12 protein-coding genes and 1 tRNA gene are annotated in these 16,731 nt (G+C 70.6%); 6 read left to right on the top strand and 7 right to left on the bottom strand.

Annotation, left to right across the window (positions count from 1 at the left end; translation table 11 throughout):
- Positions 1-4: 4 nt before the first annotated feature.
- On the top strand, positions 5-1,225 hold the full coding sequence (locus AWX74_RS27165; protein ID WP_242666440.1) for an allantoate amidohydrolase: 1,221 nt from the start codon (positions 5-7) through the stop codon (positions 1,223-1,225).
- A 15-nt stretch (positions 1,226-1,240) separates the two neighbouring features.
- Here the strand turns inward: AWX74_RS27165 and AWX74_RS27160 are convergent, their stop codons facing one another.
- Both AWX74_RS27160 and AWX74_RS27155 read right to left on the bottom strand, forming a co-directional pair.
- Complete coding sequence (locus AWX74_RS27160) at positions 1,241-2,380, bottom strand: methyltransferase domain-containing protein (protein WP_091282797.1); 1,140 nt, start codon at positions 2,378-2,380, stop codon at positions 1,241-1,243.
- Positions 2,380-3,180 carry a phosphotransferase family protein gene (locus AWX74_RS27155; RefSeq protein ID WP_131799542.1) on the bottom strand — a complete coding sequence of 267 codons (801 nt, stop codon included), beginning with the start codon at positions 3,178-3,180 and terminating at the stop codon, positions 2,380-2,382. The genes AWX74_RS27160 and AWX74_RS27155 overlap by 1 nt, the downstream gene beginning before the upstream one ends.
- 283 nt (positions 3,181-3,463) lie before the next feature.
- On the opposite strand from AWX74_RS27155, the gene AWX74_RS27150 reads away from it, so the two are divergent.
- On the top strand, positions 3,464-4,504 hold the full coding sequence (locus tag AWX74_RS27150) for a hypothetical protein (RefSeq protein ID WP_091282793.1): 1,041 nt from the start codon (positions 3,464-3,466) through the stop codon (positions 4,502-4,504).
- Positions 4,467-5,765, top strand: a complete 1,299-nt coding sequence (locus tag AWX74_RS27145) for a pentapeptide repeat-containing protein (RefSeq protein WP_242666439.1) — start codon at positions 4,467-4,469, stop codon at positions 5,763-5,765. Before AWX74_RS27150 ends, AWX74_RS27145 begins: the two co-directional genes overlap by 38 nt.
- 356 nt (positions 5,766-6,121) lie before the next feature.
- Here the strand turns inward: AWX74_RS27145 and AWX74_RS27140 are convergent, their stop codons facing one another.
- Positions 6,122-7,693, bottom strand: a complete 1,572-nt coding sequence (locus AWX74_RS27140; RefSeq protein WP_091282788.1) for an aldehyde dehydrogenase family protein — start codon at positions 7,691-7,693, stop codon at positions 6,122-6,124.
- Positions 7,694-8,245: 552 nt separating this feature from the next.
- Between AWX74_RS27140 and AWX74_RS27135 the strand changes: the two genes are divergently transcribed.
- Entirely contained in the window at positions 8,246-8,965 is a 720-nt protein-coding gene (locus AWX74_RS27135; protein ID WP_006543981.1) for a response regulator, read from the top strand.
- A gap of 910 nt (positions 8,966-9,875) precedes the next feature.
- Complete coding sequence (locus AWX74_RS27130) at positions 9,876-10,079, top strand: hypothetical protein (protein WP_076823669.1); 204 nt, start codon at positions 9,876-9,878, stop codon at positions 10,077-10,079.
- 311 nt (positions 10,080-10,390) lie between these two features.
- On the opposite strand, the gene AWX74_RS27125 is transcribed toward AWX74_RS27130, so the two are convergent.
- The 4 genes from AWX74_RS27125 to lon form a co-directional block, all read right to left on the bottom strand.
- Positions 10,391-10,466 (bottom strand) — tRNA-His (locus AWX74_RS27125).
- Positions 10,467-10,661: 195 nt separating this feature from the next.
- Positions 10,662-11,258: an oligoribonuclease gene (gene orn / locus AWX74_RS27120; RefSeq protein ID WP_193209729.1), complete on the bottom strand. Its 597-nt coding sequence runs from the start codon at positions 11,256-11,258 to the stop codon at positions 10,662-10,664.
- Between the two features lie 334 nt (positions 11,259-11,592).
- A complete protein-coding gene (locus tag AWX74_RS27115) occupies positions 11,593-12,111 on the bottom strand; it encodes a hypothetical protein (RefSeq protein ID WP_091282786.1) in 519 nt (172 codons plus the stop codon).
- Positions 12,112-12,643: 532 nt separating this feature from the next.
- Positions 12,644-15,178: an endopeptidase La gene (gene lon / locus AWX74_RS27110; protein WP_091282785.1), complete on the bottom strand. Its 2,535-nt coding sequence runs from the start codon at positions 15,176-15,178 to the stop codon at positions 12,644-12,646.
- Positions 15,179-15,717: 539 nt separating this feature from the next.
- On the opposite strand from lon, the gene AWX74_RS27105 reads away from it, so the two are divergent.
- Positions 15,718-16,686: a pirin family protein gene (locus tag AWX74_RS27105; RefSeq protein WP_091282783.1), complete on the top strand. Its 969-nt coding sequence runs from the start codon at positions 15,718-15,720 to the stop codon at positions 16,684-16,686.
- The last annotated feature ends 45 nt before the right edge of the window (positions 16,687-16,731 follow it).

Here is a 16,731-nt window from a genome sequence, read left to right as displayed (position 1 = left end):
TGCGATGAGTGGGGAGAGCGCGATGGAGAGCGCGGCGGCGGTCGAGAACATGCTGGGCGAGATCGCCGGCGTCGGGCGGGCCTCGACCGGGGGCTACCAGCGCTTCGCCTGGACCCGCGAGGATCACACCCTGCGGGAGTGGTTCCGCGGTGCCGCCGAGGCCGTCGGGCTGGACGTCACCGAGGACCGGGTCGGCAACCAGTGGGCCTGGTGGGGGGACCCGGACGCATCCCTGGCGGCCGGGCGGCCCGGTGTCGTCACCGGCTCCCACCTCGACTCGGTGCCGGGCGGCGGCAACTTCGACGGCCCACTCGGCGTGGTCGCGGCGCTGCGGGCCGTCGACACGCTGCGCCGCGACGGCTTCACCCCGGCACGCGCGATCGGTGTCGTGAACTTCGTCGACGAGGAGGGCGCCCGCTTCGGCGTGGCCTGCGCCGGCTCGCGGGTGCTGACCGGTGCGCTGTCACCCGACCGCGCCCTCGAGCTGACCGACGGCGATGGCATCACGCTGGCGCAGGCGCTCACCGCGGCCGGCCGGGACCCGCGTGCGCTGGGCCGCGACGACGAGACCCTCGCCCGGGTCGGCACGTTCGTCGAGCTGCACATCGAGCAGGGCCGCTGGCTCGTCGACGAAGGTTCGGCGGTCGCCGTCGCCTCCTCGATCTGGCCGCACGGGCGGTGGCGCTTCGACTTCACCGGCGAGGCGAACCACGCCGGCACCACCCGGCTGGCCGACCGCGACGACCCCGCTCTCGCGCTCGCGTCGCTGATCCTCACCGCTCGCGAGGCGGCCGCCACGCTCGGGTGCGTCGCGACCGTGGGCAAGATCCGGGTCGTCCCGAACGGGGTGAACGCGATCCCGTCGGCGGCGACCGGCTGGCTGGACGGCCGTGGCGCGGACGAGGCGGCCGTGCGCCGGCTGGTCCCGATGATCGAGCGGACCCTCGGAGCGCGGGCGGTGGAGGAGTCGTTCACCTCGACCACCCGGTTCGACCCGGCGCTGGCGGCCGACCTCGCCGGGCTGCTCGGCGGGGCTCCCGTCATCGGCACCGGCGCCGGGCACGACGCCGGAGTGCTGGCGGCGCACGGCGTCCGCGCCGCGATGCTGTTCGTGCGCAACCCGACCGGCGTCTCGCACTCGCCGGCCGAGCACGCCGAACCTGCCGACTGCGACGCCGGTGCCGCCGCACTGACGACCGTGCTGCGCTCGCTCGCGGCCGGCTGACGGTCAGCCGGACCACTACCAGCCTGGTGCGGCGGGGATGGTGGCCCGCCAGGTTCCGCGCAGGAGCTTGATCGATCCGTCGTCGCGGACCATCGCGCGTGCGCCGAGCCATGGTGTCCAGCCGAGCCGGAGCCAGTCGTCCCGCGCGGCGTCCAGTGCATCCCAGAGTCGGCGGGGCCCGCCCTGGTGCACCGTCGGCGGGTCGGTCCCGACGGCGGTGGCCCGTGCCCACGAACCGTCGGGGTGGGCCAACAGCGCGGTGTGCCCGCCGTCGGGTTCGGCGCGGTAGTCGTGCCGGACACCTGGGACGGCCAGGGTGAGCGCGGTCGACAGGTCCCAGGCGTCGGCCACGTTCAGCACCGGGTACCGGCCGACCGTGACCTCCTCGCCGTCCAGGTCGGCGATCCTGTCGAAGCCGGCCGGGTGTTCGGGTGGGTAGTCGGGTCCGGTGCGGACGCTCATGAAGCCGGCCCGGTCTCGCTCGATCCGCCCGAACACCCCGTCAGCCGTCCTGGTGGCGGTGAGGATCATCGAGGTGCCGCGGATCGTCGTGACGAGCCGGCCGCCGGGGCGCAGCGCGGCCAGCCAGCTCGGCGGGATGCTGGGGACGGACATCATGGACACGATCCGGTCGTACTGGCCGGGTAGCGGGGCGGTCGCGTCCGCGGTCACCACGGTGGGGTACAGGTCGAGGCGGGCAAGGCGCCGCGTGGCGGCGGACACGAGGTAGGGGTCGACGTCCAGGCTGGTGACGTGCTGGTCGCCGTAGCGGCGGGCCAGCAGTGCCGCCCCGTACCCGGAGCCGGTGCCGACATCGCAGATGGCCAGGCCGCGGGTCAGGTTCGCGTACCGGTACATGGTCACGACCAGAGACGGCAGGGTCGACGACGAGGTCGGACAGCCCTCGGGCCGGTCGCTGCTGCTGGCGTGGTCGGCGTGCAGCGGCCCGACGCGGGTCACCAGCGACCGGTCCGCGTAGGCGCCCGCGAGGTCACCGTGGCGCAGGACCCGCGCCCCATCGTCGTCCCGCTCCCACCAGGCCGGGACGAGCAGATGCCGCGGGGTGTTCGCGATCTGCTCGTACCAGCGGGAGCCGGGATGGGTCACCTGGTCAGCCAGGTTGCGGGCGTGGGCCCGCCACTCCTCTGCAGCCATCAGGGTGGGACCTCCTTGGAACGGATCGAAGTCTGTGCCATGCCATGTGCGCTCGCCCACCGTTGCGCGATGTCGGCGGCCCGCTGCTTCCAGTCGGATGGGTCGACTGATACGGCGTGGGCCCAGACCCGGGCATGGGCGGCGGTGAAGCGATCGAGGTGCGGTCCGTCGGTCCAGACCCGCGAGGGGCGGCACCAGTCCTCGGCGGCCTGGATGGTGTGGCCGGCGACCATGAGACCGAAGGCGCACATGGCAAGGTCGACCCAGGGCGCACCGCGGCACGCCCACGCCCAGTCGACGATGTGTGCCCTTCCCTGGGCGATGAGCACGTTGTGCCGGTTCAGATCGGAATGCACCAGCGCTTCACCGCTCATGGCCGGCTCGTGGTCGTAGTGCCGTTCCACCCGGGCGGTGGCGTGGGGTGGCAGCGGCAGGCCTTCCAGCTGGGTGAGCGCCTCACGAAGCAGCGGCAGGTCAGCCGATCCGGGTGAGAAGTCCGCGCGGTGGCCGTCCACGTGCTCGAAGCCGAGCATGACCCAGCCGTCGGTCTCGAAACTCCACAGCAGCGCGGGCGCGAGCTCGCGCACGTACGGGTTGGTCGCGGCCTCGTTACGCAGTGACCCGACGAACGGACGCTCCCGGGCACCTTTGATGAACACCGGCCCGTGCGGGGTGTGCAGCGTGGTCGTGATGTTCGATCGTCCGCCGGTGGCGGGGTGGGACGCGGTGACGCGCCCCACTCGTCGTTCCACCTCGTCGCGGACCGAGCGCGGCAGCTCGCTCCAGGGCAGTTGGGTCACGCTGGTTCGCTCCCGAGATCGAGGTCAGCCTGCAGTGATCCCTTAGCCAGTTGATCTGGCCCAACCTGGGGGCTGACAAGTGCATGCATCGTGGAGGTTCCGGTCCAGGTGCCTCATGGTGGGGCCAACTGGCGCCGCAGCCATCGTGTGCACCGTGCTCTGGCTGGAACGTGCCCTCGATCTTGTCGAGCGTTACGTCCGTACCCGGTGGGGCTGGACCGGAGTGGAGCTGGAAATACCACTAACTGGAGGGGGCACGGACCCGGCTGGGATGGTGAGACGAATGATTGATCTTGACGAACTGGTCGCGTTCGTCCGCGATCGCAACGATGAGGACCGTGAGGAGATTCGGCCTCGCTACTTCCAGACGCATTGGCCCGGCTCCTTCCAGAAGTATCGGTCCCGCTCCCAGATCGTCGCCCGCCACAGCGGAGACTGGGTCCTTGCCCACGCGGACGTGGTGGACGCCCACCTGGCGCTGATCGCCAGATGGAACGAAGCCACAGGCAAGATGCCCGTCCCGCTCGTAGTGGAGGACGCGGCGCGCACCCTGGCCACGCCCTGGAGTGTCCGGGACGACGACACCCAGCACCCGCAGTGGAGAGACAGATGGACGGCTGTGAGCGGCGAACCGCGCGGCGTCTGGCTCACCCCAGGCCAGCAGCAGGTCTGGCCCGCCAACACCGTCATCCATCTCTGCCTTCTGTGCGGCGCCCGCTACCTGCCGGGGCCGGTCGTTGGTGCCCTCAAACCGAGCCGGGCGGGGGGCAAGATCCTCCTAGGCGAGCTGCTCCAGACGGTGGAAGAGTTCCACGCCTCCGCGCCGCGGAATTCCCTACTCGCCCGAGCCCGCGACGCTGAGGAGGCGCTGGCAGAACACGCCCGGGACGTCCACGGGGCGCACAACGCCGAAGAGTTCGCCGCACTGATCGAGGCGGGCGCCGTCAACCGCCGGGTACCCAGCACCCCAGAGGGGAAAAGACGAACGGGCGTTATGACGAACGATGCCCAAACTGCCTCGAACTACCGCCGCGCTCTGATCAACTTTGTTGACGCCCGCATGCGCGAAGTCGGCTACCGGCTCGAGTTGGACGTTCCACCCGGCCAAGCGGACGACGAAGGCATGCCGGGGACTGCACGGCTCCTCGCTTCGTGGGAGGCCGCCGACAAGCTGCGTTCGGACAATCCGGGCGCCGCCGGTTTCGCGGACGGGCTCGAATACGCCCTGCGGACGCAGGCTGCGCTGTTCCGCGACCACTCCAACTACGACGAGAACTGGAGACCAGGTGAGCCGCCGAATTGGGCAGGGGGCCGGCGCCATTGATCACCTCGGTCCGCTCGCCGCCGCCGCGGCCGGCAGTGCGCCCGGTAATCCACCTACCGGGCATCCGAACCAGGCGAACCGTGCGCGGCGCGGGGCAGACTTCGATGCGATTCGGTCGTGGCGTACAACATTGCTCATGACCGACAACGTTGGACGGCGGAGTCTGCGTCGCTGGCCCCTGATCGTCCTAGGGGGCGTCGGCGCGGCTTTCCTCGTCTGGCTGTGGATACAGGCCCCGGCGTTGTACGCATCGACTCCGACGGAGGACGGCCGAGCGCAGGCCATCGCCGTCACCCGCGCCGGCATCCTCGGAGTGATTGCAGCGGCGGTTGCCTTCGGCGGGGTCATGCTTACTGTCATCGAGACCCGCAAGGCCAACGAGCAGACACGGCGGCGTGATGCGCTAACGCACGAGCGGGAGATGGCAGAACAACGTTCCAGCCGGTACACCGCCGCGATCACCCAACTCGGCTCGGACGCGGTCAACATCCGCCTTGGCGGGATCTACGCGCTGGAACGGCTGGCGCAAGACTCTCCAGCCGATCAACCGACCGTCGTCGAGGTCCTGTCGGCGTTCGTCCGCAACCGCAGCATCGACCCTGAGCTCCGTAAGGCGCCGCCTGCGGGGGAGGACGGCACCACCCCACCGGTCCGCCCGGCAGCCGACATCCGCGCCGCCGTCCAAGTCCTCGCCCGCCTCCCCGTACTCGATGGCGTGCCCCGCGCAGACCTCATGGGTGCTGACCTCACCGGACCGGCCAGTCTCGCTGGCCTGCAGTTCCCCGTCAGCGCAAGCCTCGAAGGGGTCGACCTCGGCCACGCCGACTTGTCGGAGGCTCGCATGTCCGGCATGAACCTGGCAGGTATCCGCGGCAGTGGCCGAGCGGATGGGTATCCGCAATTCGCAGCAGCTTTGCTAGACGGTGCGACCCTGGCTGGGGCGCAACTCGCCGGAGTCCAGTTCGACGGTACGAACCTGACCCGCGCCATCCTCATCCGAGCCGACCTCTCGATGTCGAGCTTTAACGGCGACATGACGGGAGCCGATCTCACAGGTGCGCATCTCTGGAGAGCGGGCTTAGCCGCCGACCTGAAAGACGCGATTCTCACCGACGCCAATCTTTCCGAGGCAAATCTCGATCGATCCTTCAACCTGACAACCGAGCAGGTTCGCGAGGCTCGCGGGGACAGCGGGACAACGCTCCCGGACGGCATCCCAATGCCGGCGGACTGGCCCATCAATGGGAGACATCCTCGCTGACCGGGGCAGGGAGCTTCGGTGGCAGACGCGTCCGCGAAGTCTGCCGCAGACCTGAAACTGCGTCGAGCTCGGCAGGACCACGCTTCATCGCAGGGTCGGGCGGCCAGGACCGCGGTTTCAGCAGCTCCAGCGCAGGCCCCCACAGCGTCCTTGGGGGGCGCCCCGCCCCGCGAGCCGGGGGAGGCTCGGGGCCATCAGCGGTGAGCACGGCGGCCGTACGGTCACCTTTGGCCGGACTCCGAGGACGACACCCGGAAGGCTGTCGACGTGGTCCTCGGAGCCCGGCTCGCCGCTGAAGCGGCCCAGGAACGGACCAGCGTGTCGGCAGGTGACCGGCAAGTCCCTACACCGTGGGCTTACGTCTCCGGGTACAGGGAGTAGGAGGGGAAGTTGCCGTAGAGGCGTTCGTTCGGGTCGGCGCCGACGGTGACGGCGTGGACGAGGTGCTCGCCGCCGACGAACGCGCCCTTCCAGGATGCGCCGCGGCCGCCGAACGGCTCGGCGCGGTCGCCGCGGGAGCGGGGCTTGTTGACTCCGACCTTGAACGCGGAGAGCTCGCCGGACAGCCGCCGTGCGGTGGTCTCGTCGTCGCAGGCGAGTGAGGCGACGAGGGCGCCGTTGGAGGCGTTCATGGCGGCCAGCAGTTCCGCCTCGGAGTCGACGATGACGATGGTGTCGATCGGGCCGAACGGTTCGGCGTGGTGCAGCGCTGCGGCGGGTGGCGGGTTGAGGATGGCCACGGGCGGGACGTAGGCGGCGCGGTCCTGGTCGGGCAGGAAGCGTCCGTCGGCGAGGTCGCCGCGGTACAGCGGCACGCCGCCCTTGGTGATCGCCTCGTCGACCTTGCCGGCGAGTTCCGCGGCCTTCTCGGCGGTGATCACCGGGCCGTAGTCGAGGTCGGGCAGCGGGTCGGAGTCGTTCTCGACGGCGAGCGGGTGCCCGAACCGCACCGAGGAGACCACCGGCAGGTACATCTCCAGGAAGCGGTCGAAGAGCTGGCGCTGCACGACGTAGCGAGGGTAGGCGGTGCAGCGCTGCTTGCCGTACTCGAAGCCCTTGCGCAGGTGGGCGGCCAGCAGGTCCCACTGGGAGAAGTCCCAGATGCCCCAGGCGTTGAGGCCTTCCTGCTCCAGGAAGTGCCGCTTGCCGGTGTCGACGAGGGCGGCGGCGACCTGGCCGCCGGCGGAACGGCCGCCGACGAAGGCCAGGCAGCCGATCTCCGGCGCGCGTACCAGTGCGGACGACAGCCGTGAGCCCGAGCCGGAGACCAGGGAGATCGGCAGGCCGGCGCGCCGGGCGAGGGCGGCGGCGAGCGTCAGGCAGGCGGCGCCGCCGTCGGTCGGTGTCTTGGCGATCGCGGCGTTGCCGGCCAGCATCTGGACCAGCATGGCGTGCATGAGCACGCTCATCGGGTAGTTCCAGCTGGCGATGTTGCTGACCGGGCCGGGCAGGGGGGTGCGGCCGGCGGTCATGGGCTCGATCTCGTCGATGTACCAGCGGACCCCGTCGAGGGCGCGGTCGACGTCGGTGCGGGCGAGGCGCCAGGGCTTGCCGATCTCCCAGACGAGCAGTAGCGCGAGCAGGTCGCGGTGTTCCTCCATGGCCTCGACGGCGGCGGTGACCCGGGCCCGGCGGTCGGCGAGGGGGACGTCGCGCCATTCCTTGTGGTCGTCGAGGGTGGCGCGGATGGCTTCGCGGGCCTCGTCCGGGTCCATCATCGGTGGCCCGGCGATGGGGGAGCCGTCGATGGGTGAAAGGCTGTGCAACGGGCTACCACTTCGGTGCCACCTGCCGCCCCAGAGATTGAGCAGGCGGTCCTCGTCGAATGCTTCGGGGGCGACCTGGCGGGCACGTCCGTAGGCATCGGCCCAGGCGGTGCCCTGCTTGAGGCGCAGGCGGGTCGGTGGCGTGCTGGCTGAGGCGTCCATCTGCCGAGGGTCTCTCTGATCGGATCGTCGCGCCACCAAACAGACTTCAATGCCGTCTTGCACCTGGTGTTATCCAGTGCATCCAGTTGACCTGGATAACTGGCTATGAAGTCGCCGTTACGTGGACGTGCGGGTTGCTCGGCCTGGTTGCCTGGTTCTGGTATGCATCGAGGTGAATGGTGTTCCAGTTCCTGGCGTGGCCGGCGGCGAGAGCCGACGCCTGTGCCGTCGACCCGGTCCGATCCGACATCGATGCAGGTGGTGGGGTGTGTGGTGGGCAGGCGCGGTGCCGCTGGTGGGGCTGATGCAGGGGTCTGGGCGGCGCTGGGACGTGCGCGAAAACCGCCGAGAAGGCGGCAGTTGATCTGAATGCGCGTACTCTTCCGTCTATGTCGGATATGTTAAGGCCGCGAGAGTGAGAGGTGACTTCCGCGTGCCTGCGACCTCGGGTGTGTGGTGCATCACGTAGAGTGGGCGGGTGTCCGAAACGGCATTCGTTCGCGGCGGCGAAGCCGCGAGGCAGAATAATCGAACCCGATTTCCGGATGTGTGATGACGGCCAGTGTGGTGCCGCCGTCGGCCGCTGATGCCGACCCGACCCGTAACGGGGCGCCGATACGGGTCCTTGTCGTGGACGATCACGAGCTCTTTCTTCAGGGCCTGCAGGTCGTCCTGGACACCGAGGACGACATCTCGGTGGTGGGGCGAGCCGCCGACGGGCAGGAGGCGCTCGTGCTCGCGTCCGGCACCGCGCCGGACATCGTCCTGATGGACGTCCGGATGCCGGGTCGTGACGGCATTGCCGCCGCTGGCGCGATCAAGCGATCGGTGCCGCGGGTGCGGGTCGTGATGCTCACCGTGTCGGACGAGGAGTCCGACCTGTTCGAGGCCATCAAGGCCGGGGCGGTCGGCTACCTGCTGAAGTCGATTCCCCCGCACGAGGTGGCGGACGCGGTGCGCGCCGTCCACAGCGGGCAGAGCCTGATCAGCCCGTCCATGGCCTCGAAGCTGATGGTCGAGTTCGCCACGATGGCCCGTGGCGGAGGTGAGGACCGGCCCCGGGCACACGCGCCCCACCTGACCGCGCGTGAGCTGGAGGTCCTCAAGCTGGTGGCGGAAGGGCGCGCGAACCGTGAGATCGCGCGCAAGCTGTTCATCAGCGAGAATACGGTGAAGAATCACGTCCGGAATATTCTCGACAAACTTCAGCTCCATTCGAGGATGGAAGCAGTGATGTACGCCGTCCGCCAGGGCCTGTTCGATATCGAATAAACAGGCCCGGTGCGTTCGCGCAGGCGCGGCGTCCACACGGCCCCGCCGTTCGCGCGAGGTGTCGGGGTGCCGGGGGCACCGAGGTCCCGAGCCTCGGTGCTGAGGGCGCCCCGGGCAGGGGGCGTCGCCGGGCCCGAGGGGTGGCCGGCGCGGAGACGACGGGCGGGTGCCTGGTGGGTGAGGACGCGGGCTGGCCGTCACCACGCGGATTCCCCGGCACGGATGTCACGGCGTGGACGGTGCGGACGGCGTCAGGTGGTTGTGCGGCGTCACCACACGCTGGAGCCTCCTGACGGTGAGATCCATGTCTCGATGGCCTCGCGCGGAAGGTCCGGTGGGATAAGGCCGTTTGGCGGCCGTCGGTGATTTTCCGGGTTCCCCTTGGAGGCTGCGCCGCCGGGGGAATTGCTGCCGGGAAATCGAGGAGCGGGCGGCTGGGAATGGCGTTGTCCGCGCCGGGCCGGGAAAGAGGCCCAGGTAGGAAGCGTCGGAACGGCGGCCGGGAGTGCCGCTGGTGAACCGGGTACGGCGCGGCCGCACCGCGCCGGTTGGGCCGGGACGTCCGGTCACCGCCGTGTCGTCGGGTGGGCGCGGACAGGCTATCGGGTGTCCGGAAATGGCCGGTCGGTGCGCGGCCGGTGAGGGAGTGCGGCTCTTTGCTGCATTCCGGCCCATACGATGTCGACGTTGGCTAGCGTCATCGGGCGACCAGGCAGTCCGCTGTTCCGGCGGTGACGGATGGTCGGGAGGTGAGCGAGTCCGGTCCTTGTGGGGCCGGCGGCCAGGGCCGGTACAGCACCTGGCGCGCGTCCAGCCGGTGGCGAGAGCACCGGGCGGGCGAGGCGCCGCACGCTGACCGGCCGGAGGATGCGGTCCACGGTTGGTCCTGACCGGGGAGGTGGGTACATCGGTGACGACAGCGGAGCAGCCGTCCGGGGCGCATACCAGCCCGGAGCGGGTGAACGTTATCAACCAGATCTGTCTGACCTGCCGCGGTGGGCGGGCGGTGTTCGAGCTTCGTGCCGCGGACCAGGGCGGAACTGCTCCGCATCTGGAGCCCTGCCGCCACTGCGCAGGCAAAGGCCGGCACATCGGCCTCATCCCACCAGTGTGATCATATAGCGAGTCGATCCCGGCTCGGGACGGTCGGATGACGACCAGGTGACGCCTCGGCCGTCAGGCCGCCGGGACCGTGGTGTACACGGTCCCGGCGGCGTCTGCGCGGGATCGTGAACCTGCCGGGGTGATGACCGCGGCCGAGGTACCCGGCTGGGGCCGGCGGGTGCCTGCTGAGGCGGGCTGCCCGACGCTCTCCAACGAGCCCATTTCCTGGGCGCGGATAGGGCGCGCAACCCGATGACCGTGTTTCGTGCCGCCCAACCGGCCCTACCTAGCCAAAAGGGCCAGGTAGAACGGCTGGAGCCATGGGGTGAGTGACGGGATTTGAACCCGCGACACCCGGGACCACAACCCGGTGCTCTGCCAACTGAGCTACACCCACCATGCCGGTATCAACCGGACCCGACCTCAACCGGGCTGGGCCATCGTACCGGTTGAACACGCCACCGTGACGCCCGGGGTGGCGTTCGAACGGAAAAAATGCCGATCAGCGTTGATCGGCCGAGCTGCGCCCGGGCGAGCTGTGCTCGTTCGACCTTGTAGCTTGTGCGACCTGACCTCCGGTGCCCCCGGGAGGTCAGCTGGCGCGGATCGCGGCGGCTGCGGCGCGGGCGGCCTCGGTCGTCGGGCCGGGCTGGGGTACGAAAAGGATCTCCCGGTAGTACCGCAGCTCCTCGATGCTCTCCTGGATGTCGGCGAGCGCGCGGTGACCGCCGGCCTTCACCGGTGCCGCGTAGTAGGCCCGCGGGTACCAGCGCCGCGCGAGCTCCTTGATCGAGGAGACGTCGATCATGCGGTAGTGGAGGAACTCGTCCAGCTGGGGGAGATAGCGCGCGATGAAGGTGCGGTCGGTCGCGATCGAGTTGCCGCACAGCGGCGCCTTGCGTGAGTCCGGCACGAAGCGGCGGATGTAGGCGAGGAGCTGCTTCTCGGCCTCGTCGACCTTGAGCTCGGAGGCTCGTACCGCGGTCGTGAGCCCCGAGGCCTCGTGCATCTCCTTCACTACGGGGAGCATCTGGTCGAGCGCTGCGTCCGGCGCGCCGAGGACGAGGTCGATGCCCTCATCCAGGACGTTCAGCTCGCTGTCGGTTACCAGGCAGGCAACTTCGAGTAGCAGGTCGGAACCGGCGTCGAGGCCGGTCATCTCGCAGTCGATCCAAACCAGACGATCCATCCCGTTCACATTAGGGAATTCCGTCGCTGTCGTCACGTACGCCCCTCCACTTACCTCTACGCCCCAGCCTGCCTGCGCCGCGCAGGCGAATGCCGCACCCGCGCGGTGCCGGGCAGCCGGAAGTCGGGCATCGGCGCATCGCGGGCGAGCCTGGCCACACCATGACACTGTGCGCACACCGCGCGGTGACCGGGTGCCACCCGGTTCTGGCCCGGCCGGGCTGTCCATACTCGCCGCGCGGCGGTGCCGTTGCCAGGGGAGGGCCAGGCCGGCTCACCCCGGCAGGCACGGCCGGCCAGATCCGCAAGCCAGGTCCGCCGGTCAGATCCGCCGGTCAGGTCGGCTGGTGGCTTGGGGTGGCGGTGTCGTTTTCGATCCGGAAGCGGATGGTGGCGGGCGCGATCCCCGGGTTCGCGGCGGCGGCCCTGAGCGTGTAGAGGCCGTCGTCGACCTCGCTGGTAAGCCAGCCGCCCGGATGCGGGTTGAACAGGTAGGGAGCGGCCTGCGCGTCGAGGGTGTAGGAGAAGTCGCCCGGCCCGGTCAGGGTGTACCTGATCCCGCCGACCTGGCCTGTGGTGCTGAGCGTGATCTGCTGGAAGCCATGAATGATCGTGCCTTCGGCCACGCCCTCGAACCGCGTGAGAGTGCCCGGCGGCGCGCTCGTCGGAGCGACGATCATCCCGGTCTGTGTCGGCTGCGAGGCGGCCGGAGCTGTCTGCTGCTCGACAAGTTCATCGGCGGCCTCGGATGCCCTGGACGCGTCGTGCTGGAACTGCACGACCAGAACGGGCATCAGGACGAGGGCGGAGAGGAACAACGCCAGACCAACCCAGCCTCGCCGAAAGGCGTCCACGTGGGCGCACCCTTCGTCACGGCCTGCGTAGAGACGCCCACTCTAGCCCGCCGGCCCGCACCACCCGCACTCGGGCCCGATCACTGCCCGGGCCTGATCGGCCCGCCGCCAGATCAGCGCGGACGCCGACCCGGTGGACGGGTCGGGGTGCGCCCCGGCCCGCGATTGTCCCGCGGGCGCTGACGGCCCCGTAGTCGACTCACTGCCAGGATGCGCTCCTGTGCGACGCGCTCCTGCCGAAGACACCGGCCACGATCCACACCCCGAAGGTAGCTGCCCGAGCGCCGTTTCGTGGGTGGCGTCACAAGGTGTTAACCGAACGCCCGGCGTGTCGCCGATGTCGGGCGTTGCGTCCCATCGGTTCCTGCGGCGTGCCGTTGTTGCTGCTGGACACCGACAGACAACGTGACACCGGTGTTCACCAGCTGCTCTGCGTGACCCAGCCCAACCGGCGCCGCGGCACCTGACAGACCCCCCTCGGGTGGGCCCGTTCAGGTGCCGCGGCGGCTGAACCCCCTGCGGGGGCGCCGATTCAGGCGGCCAGGGCGGTCCTGGAGCGCCCGGCCTCGAAGGCCGGTTCCAGCGCGAGCTCAAGCACCTCGCGGACGTCCGCGACCAGGTGCACCGTGAGCGCCTCCCGCACCGCGGCCGGGACGTCGTCCAGGTCGGGCCCGTTGCGGGCGGGCAGCAGCACGGTGGTGATGCCGGCCCGGTGCGCGGCGAGCAGCTTCTGCTTCACCCCACCAATGGGCAGCACCCGCCCGGTGAGCGACACCTCGCCGGTCATGGCGACGTCCGCGCGCACCGGCCGCCCGGACAGCAGCGACGCGAGCGCGGTGGTCATGGTGACGCCGGCACTCGGGCCGTCCTTGGGCACCGCGCCGGCCGGGACGTGCAGGTGGATCCCGCGGTCACGCAGGTCCCCGACCGGCAGCTCCAGCTCCACCCCCCGTGAGCGCAGGTACGACAGCGCGATCTGCGCCGACTCCTTCATGACGTCGCCGAGCTGGCCGGTGAGCGTCAGACCGCTCGCGCCCGTCTCCGGGTCGGCCAGGGACGCCTCGACGAACAGGACGTCCCCGCCGGCGCCGGTGACGGCGAGCCCGGTCGCCACCCCGGGCAGCGCGGTGCGCTCCGCGGACTCCGGGGTGTGCCGCGGCCGGCCCAGGTAGCCGGTGAGATCACCGACGCCGATGGTGACCGGCAGCGCCGCCTCGCCCAGCGCGACCTTGGCGACCACCTTGCGCAGCACCCGCGCGGTCGCCCGCTCCAGGTCCCGCACGCCGGCCTCGCGGGTGTACTCGCCGGCCAGCTGCCGCAGCGCGTCGTCGTCGACGGTGACGTCCGCCGGGGTGAGCCCGGCCCGCTCGATCTGCCGGGGCAGCAGGTGGTCGCGGGCGATGGTGACCTTCTCCTCCTCGGTGTAGCCGTCGAGCAGGATCAGCTCCATCCGGTCGAGCAGCGGCGCGGGGATCGCCTCCAGCACGTTCGCGGTCGCCAGGAACAGCACGTCCGACAGGTCGAGCTCGACCTCCAGGTAGTGGTCGCGGAAGGTGTGGTTCTGCGCCGGGTCGAGCACCTCCAGCAACGCCGCCGTGGGGTCGCCGCGGTAGTCGGAGCCGACCTTGTCGACCTCGTCCAGCAGGATCACCGGGTTCATCGAGCCGGCGTCGCGGATCGCCCGCACGATCCGCCCCGGCTGCGCGCCCACGTAGGTGCGCCGGTGACCGCGGATCTCCGCCTCGTCCCGGACGCCGCCGAGCGCCACCCGGGCGAACCTGCGGCCCATCGCGCGGGCCACCGACTCACCCAGCGAAGTCTTGCCGACCCCGGGCGGACCGGCCAGGGCGAGCACCGCCCCGCTGCGCCGCCCGCCGACGACGCCGAGCCCCGCATCGGCCCGGCGCCGGCGGACCGCCAGGTACTCCACGATCCGGTCCTTCACGTCTGCCAGGCCCGCGTGGTCGGCGTCGAGCACGGCACGCGCCGCGGTGATGTCGTAGGTGTCCTCGGCGTGCTCGTTCCAGGGCATTTCCAGGACGGTGTCGAGCCAGGTGCGGATCCAGCCGCCCTCGGGGGACTGCTCCGACGTCCGCTCCAGCTTGTCGACCTCCTTCAACGCCGCCGCGCGGACCTTCTCCGGCAGCTCGGCGGCCTCGACCCGGGCCCGGTAGTCCTCCTTGTCCCGGTCGGCGGACTCGGAGGTTCCATCCAGCTCGGCGAGCTCCTTGCGCACGGCGTCGAGCTGGCGCCGCAGCAGGAACTCGCGCTGCTGACGGTCCACCCCCTCCTGGACGTCCCGCCGGATGGTCTCGGCGACGTCCACCTCGGCGGCGTGCTCCCGCGTCCACGGGATGAGCTTCGTGAGCCGGGCGGTGACGTCCAGGGTGCGCAGCAGCTCCAGCTTCTGCTCCGCCGACAGGTAGGAGGAGTAGCCGGCGGTGTCGGCGAGGGTGCTCGGGTTCTCCAGCGCCGCCACGGTGTCGGCGACCTGGTCGACGCCCCGGGTGCGCAGCAGGCCGGTGACCAGCGTGCGGTACTCGAGCGCGACCTCGACGAGGCGGGCGACGGCACCGTCGGCGTCGTCATGCCCGCTGCGCAGCGGGGCGCTGAGGGTGCCGGTGAAGCCGGCGGGCACGGCCGACTCGAGGATCGTCGCCTCGACCCAGCTGACCTCGCTGTCGCTGTCGCTGTCGCCGATGGCGGCTTCACCTCCGCCGGCGATGCCTGCGCCGTCAGTCGCCAGCTGGGCGCGGGAGCTGGCGCGGACGACCGCGGCCGTCTCACCGTTCGGCAGCCGCCCGATCTGTTCGACGACGGCCACCACGCCGACGTCGGCGCGGACCCCGTCCACCCGGGGAACCAGCAGGAGCTCGGGTCGGCGCTGGTCGGAGCGGCTGCTGATGCCGGGCGCGCGCGGCTCCGGCACGAAGCCGGGTCGGCCGCCCCGGGCCGCGTCCACGACGGCGCGGGTCCGGGCGTCCGACAGGTCGAGTGGAACCACCATGCCGGGCAGGAGCACCGTGTCGTCCAGTGGCAGCAGCGGCAGGAGCCTGGTCTGTGACATACGACCTTCATCCCTCGATTGGAGCGTTCATGACCCACGAACCTTGAGTACGAACCACTCAAGCTGTTGGAGTCGCTGGTTGTTCCCGGGTCCGATCGCTCTGAGCGAACCGTGGTCGGGCGCTGTTCCCCCGTCACCGCTGCCGCCACCGCCTCCGCTGTTGCTTCCGTCACCGCTGTTGCTTCCGTCACCGCTGTCGCTGAGCAAGAAGCGAGGATTTTGGCTGCTGGAACAACCGAGATCCTCACTTCTTGTCGATCGTCGGGTGCCTCTACGTCCGATTTGTCGATATTGAGATGAATTGCTCCCGCTCTGCGGCTACCGCCACTGGCCCGCGTGGTCGGGGTGGCGGGAAGGTACCGGGCGTTCGACGGGTTGTGGCGGGTGGTTGTGTGCGCAACCGTCTGTGCCTCGCCGATCCTCGGCTCGCCGGGGTGGCCAGGTGCCGGTGGTCGCGTGCGGAAGGCGTGCCCTCGCCCGGATCATCCCGTCCGGGTGGGGCACGATGACACGGGAACAGAGCCACCTGGGAGGTCACCATGCCAGCCGTCACCGCCGACACCCTCACCCTGCCGAGGCTGTCCGCGCCGGGGCTCGGCGATGTCGAGCGGCCCGTCAGGAAGGTCGTGACCGCCCCGACCGGGTTCGAGGGAGAGGGCTTCCCCGTCCGCCGGATGTTCGCCGGGGTGAGTCTCGCCGACCGTGACCCGTTCGTGCACGGTGACCAGATGGGCGAGGTCGACTACGCCGCCGGTGAGCCCAAGGGCACTCCCTGGCACCCGCACCGCGGCTTCGAGACCGTCACCTACATGATCGACGGGACCTTCCAGCACCAGGACTCCCATGGCGGCGGTGGCCTGATCACCGACGGCGCGACCCAGTGGATGACGGCGGGGTCGGGCATCCTGCACATCGAAACGCCACCGGAGGCGCTCGTTGTCAGCGGTGGTCTCTTCCACGGAGTGCAGCTGTGGGTGAATCTGCCGGCCAAGGACAAGTTCAGCCCGCCCCGGTACCAGAGCATCGAAGGCGAACAGGTCTCTCTGGTCGCCTCGCCGGACGGCGGGGGCCTGGTTCGGATCATCGCCGGTGACGTGGGTGGTTTCCGCGGTCCCGGATCGACCCACACGGCGATCACGGTGGTGCACACGACGGTCAGCCCGGGAGCGCGCGTCAGCGTCCCGTGGAACCCGGAGTACAACGCGCTGGTCTATGTGCTGGCGGGGGAGGGCACCGTCGGCGCCAAGGACACCCCCGTGCAGCTCGGTCAGACGGCGGTGCTCGGCGCTGGGGACCGCATCAGCCTCGCGGCGGGCCCGCGCCAGGACGGCGACACCCCGAACCTGGAGGTACTGCTGCTCGGCGGCCGGCCGATCCGGGAGCGCGTGGAGATGTACGGGCCGTTCGTGATGAACACGCGGGCTGAGCTCCAGCAGGCGATCGAGGACTACCAGGCCGGACGGCTCGGCGTCATCCCCGAGAACGCGCTGATGCCGCACCGCGTCTGATCCGGCCGCATCGGGCCTCATCCGGCCTCGGCCCGGCCGTACCGC

It is taken from the genome of Parafrankia irregularis (assembly GCF_001536285.1).
Lineage (GTDB): Bacteria > Actinomycetota > Actinomycetes > Frankiales > Frankiaceae > Parafrankia > Parafrankia irregularis.
The sequence above is the reverse complement of the archived record's forward strand: the minus strand, read 5'-3'. Positions and strand labels throughout refer to the sequence as shown.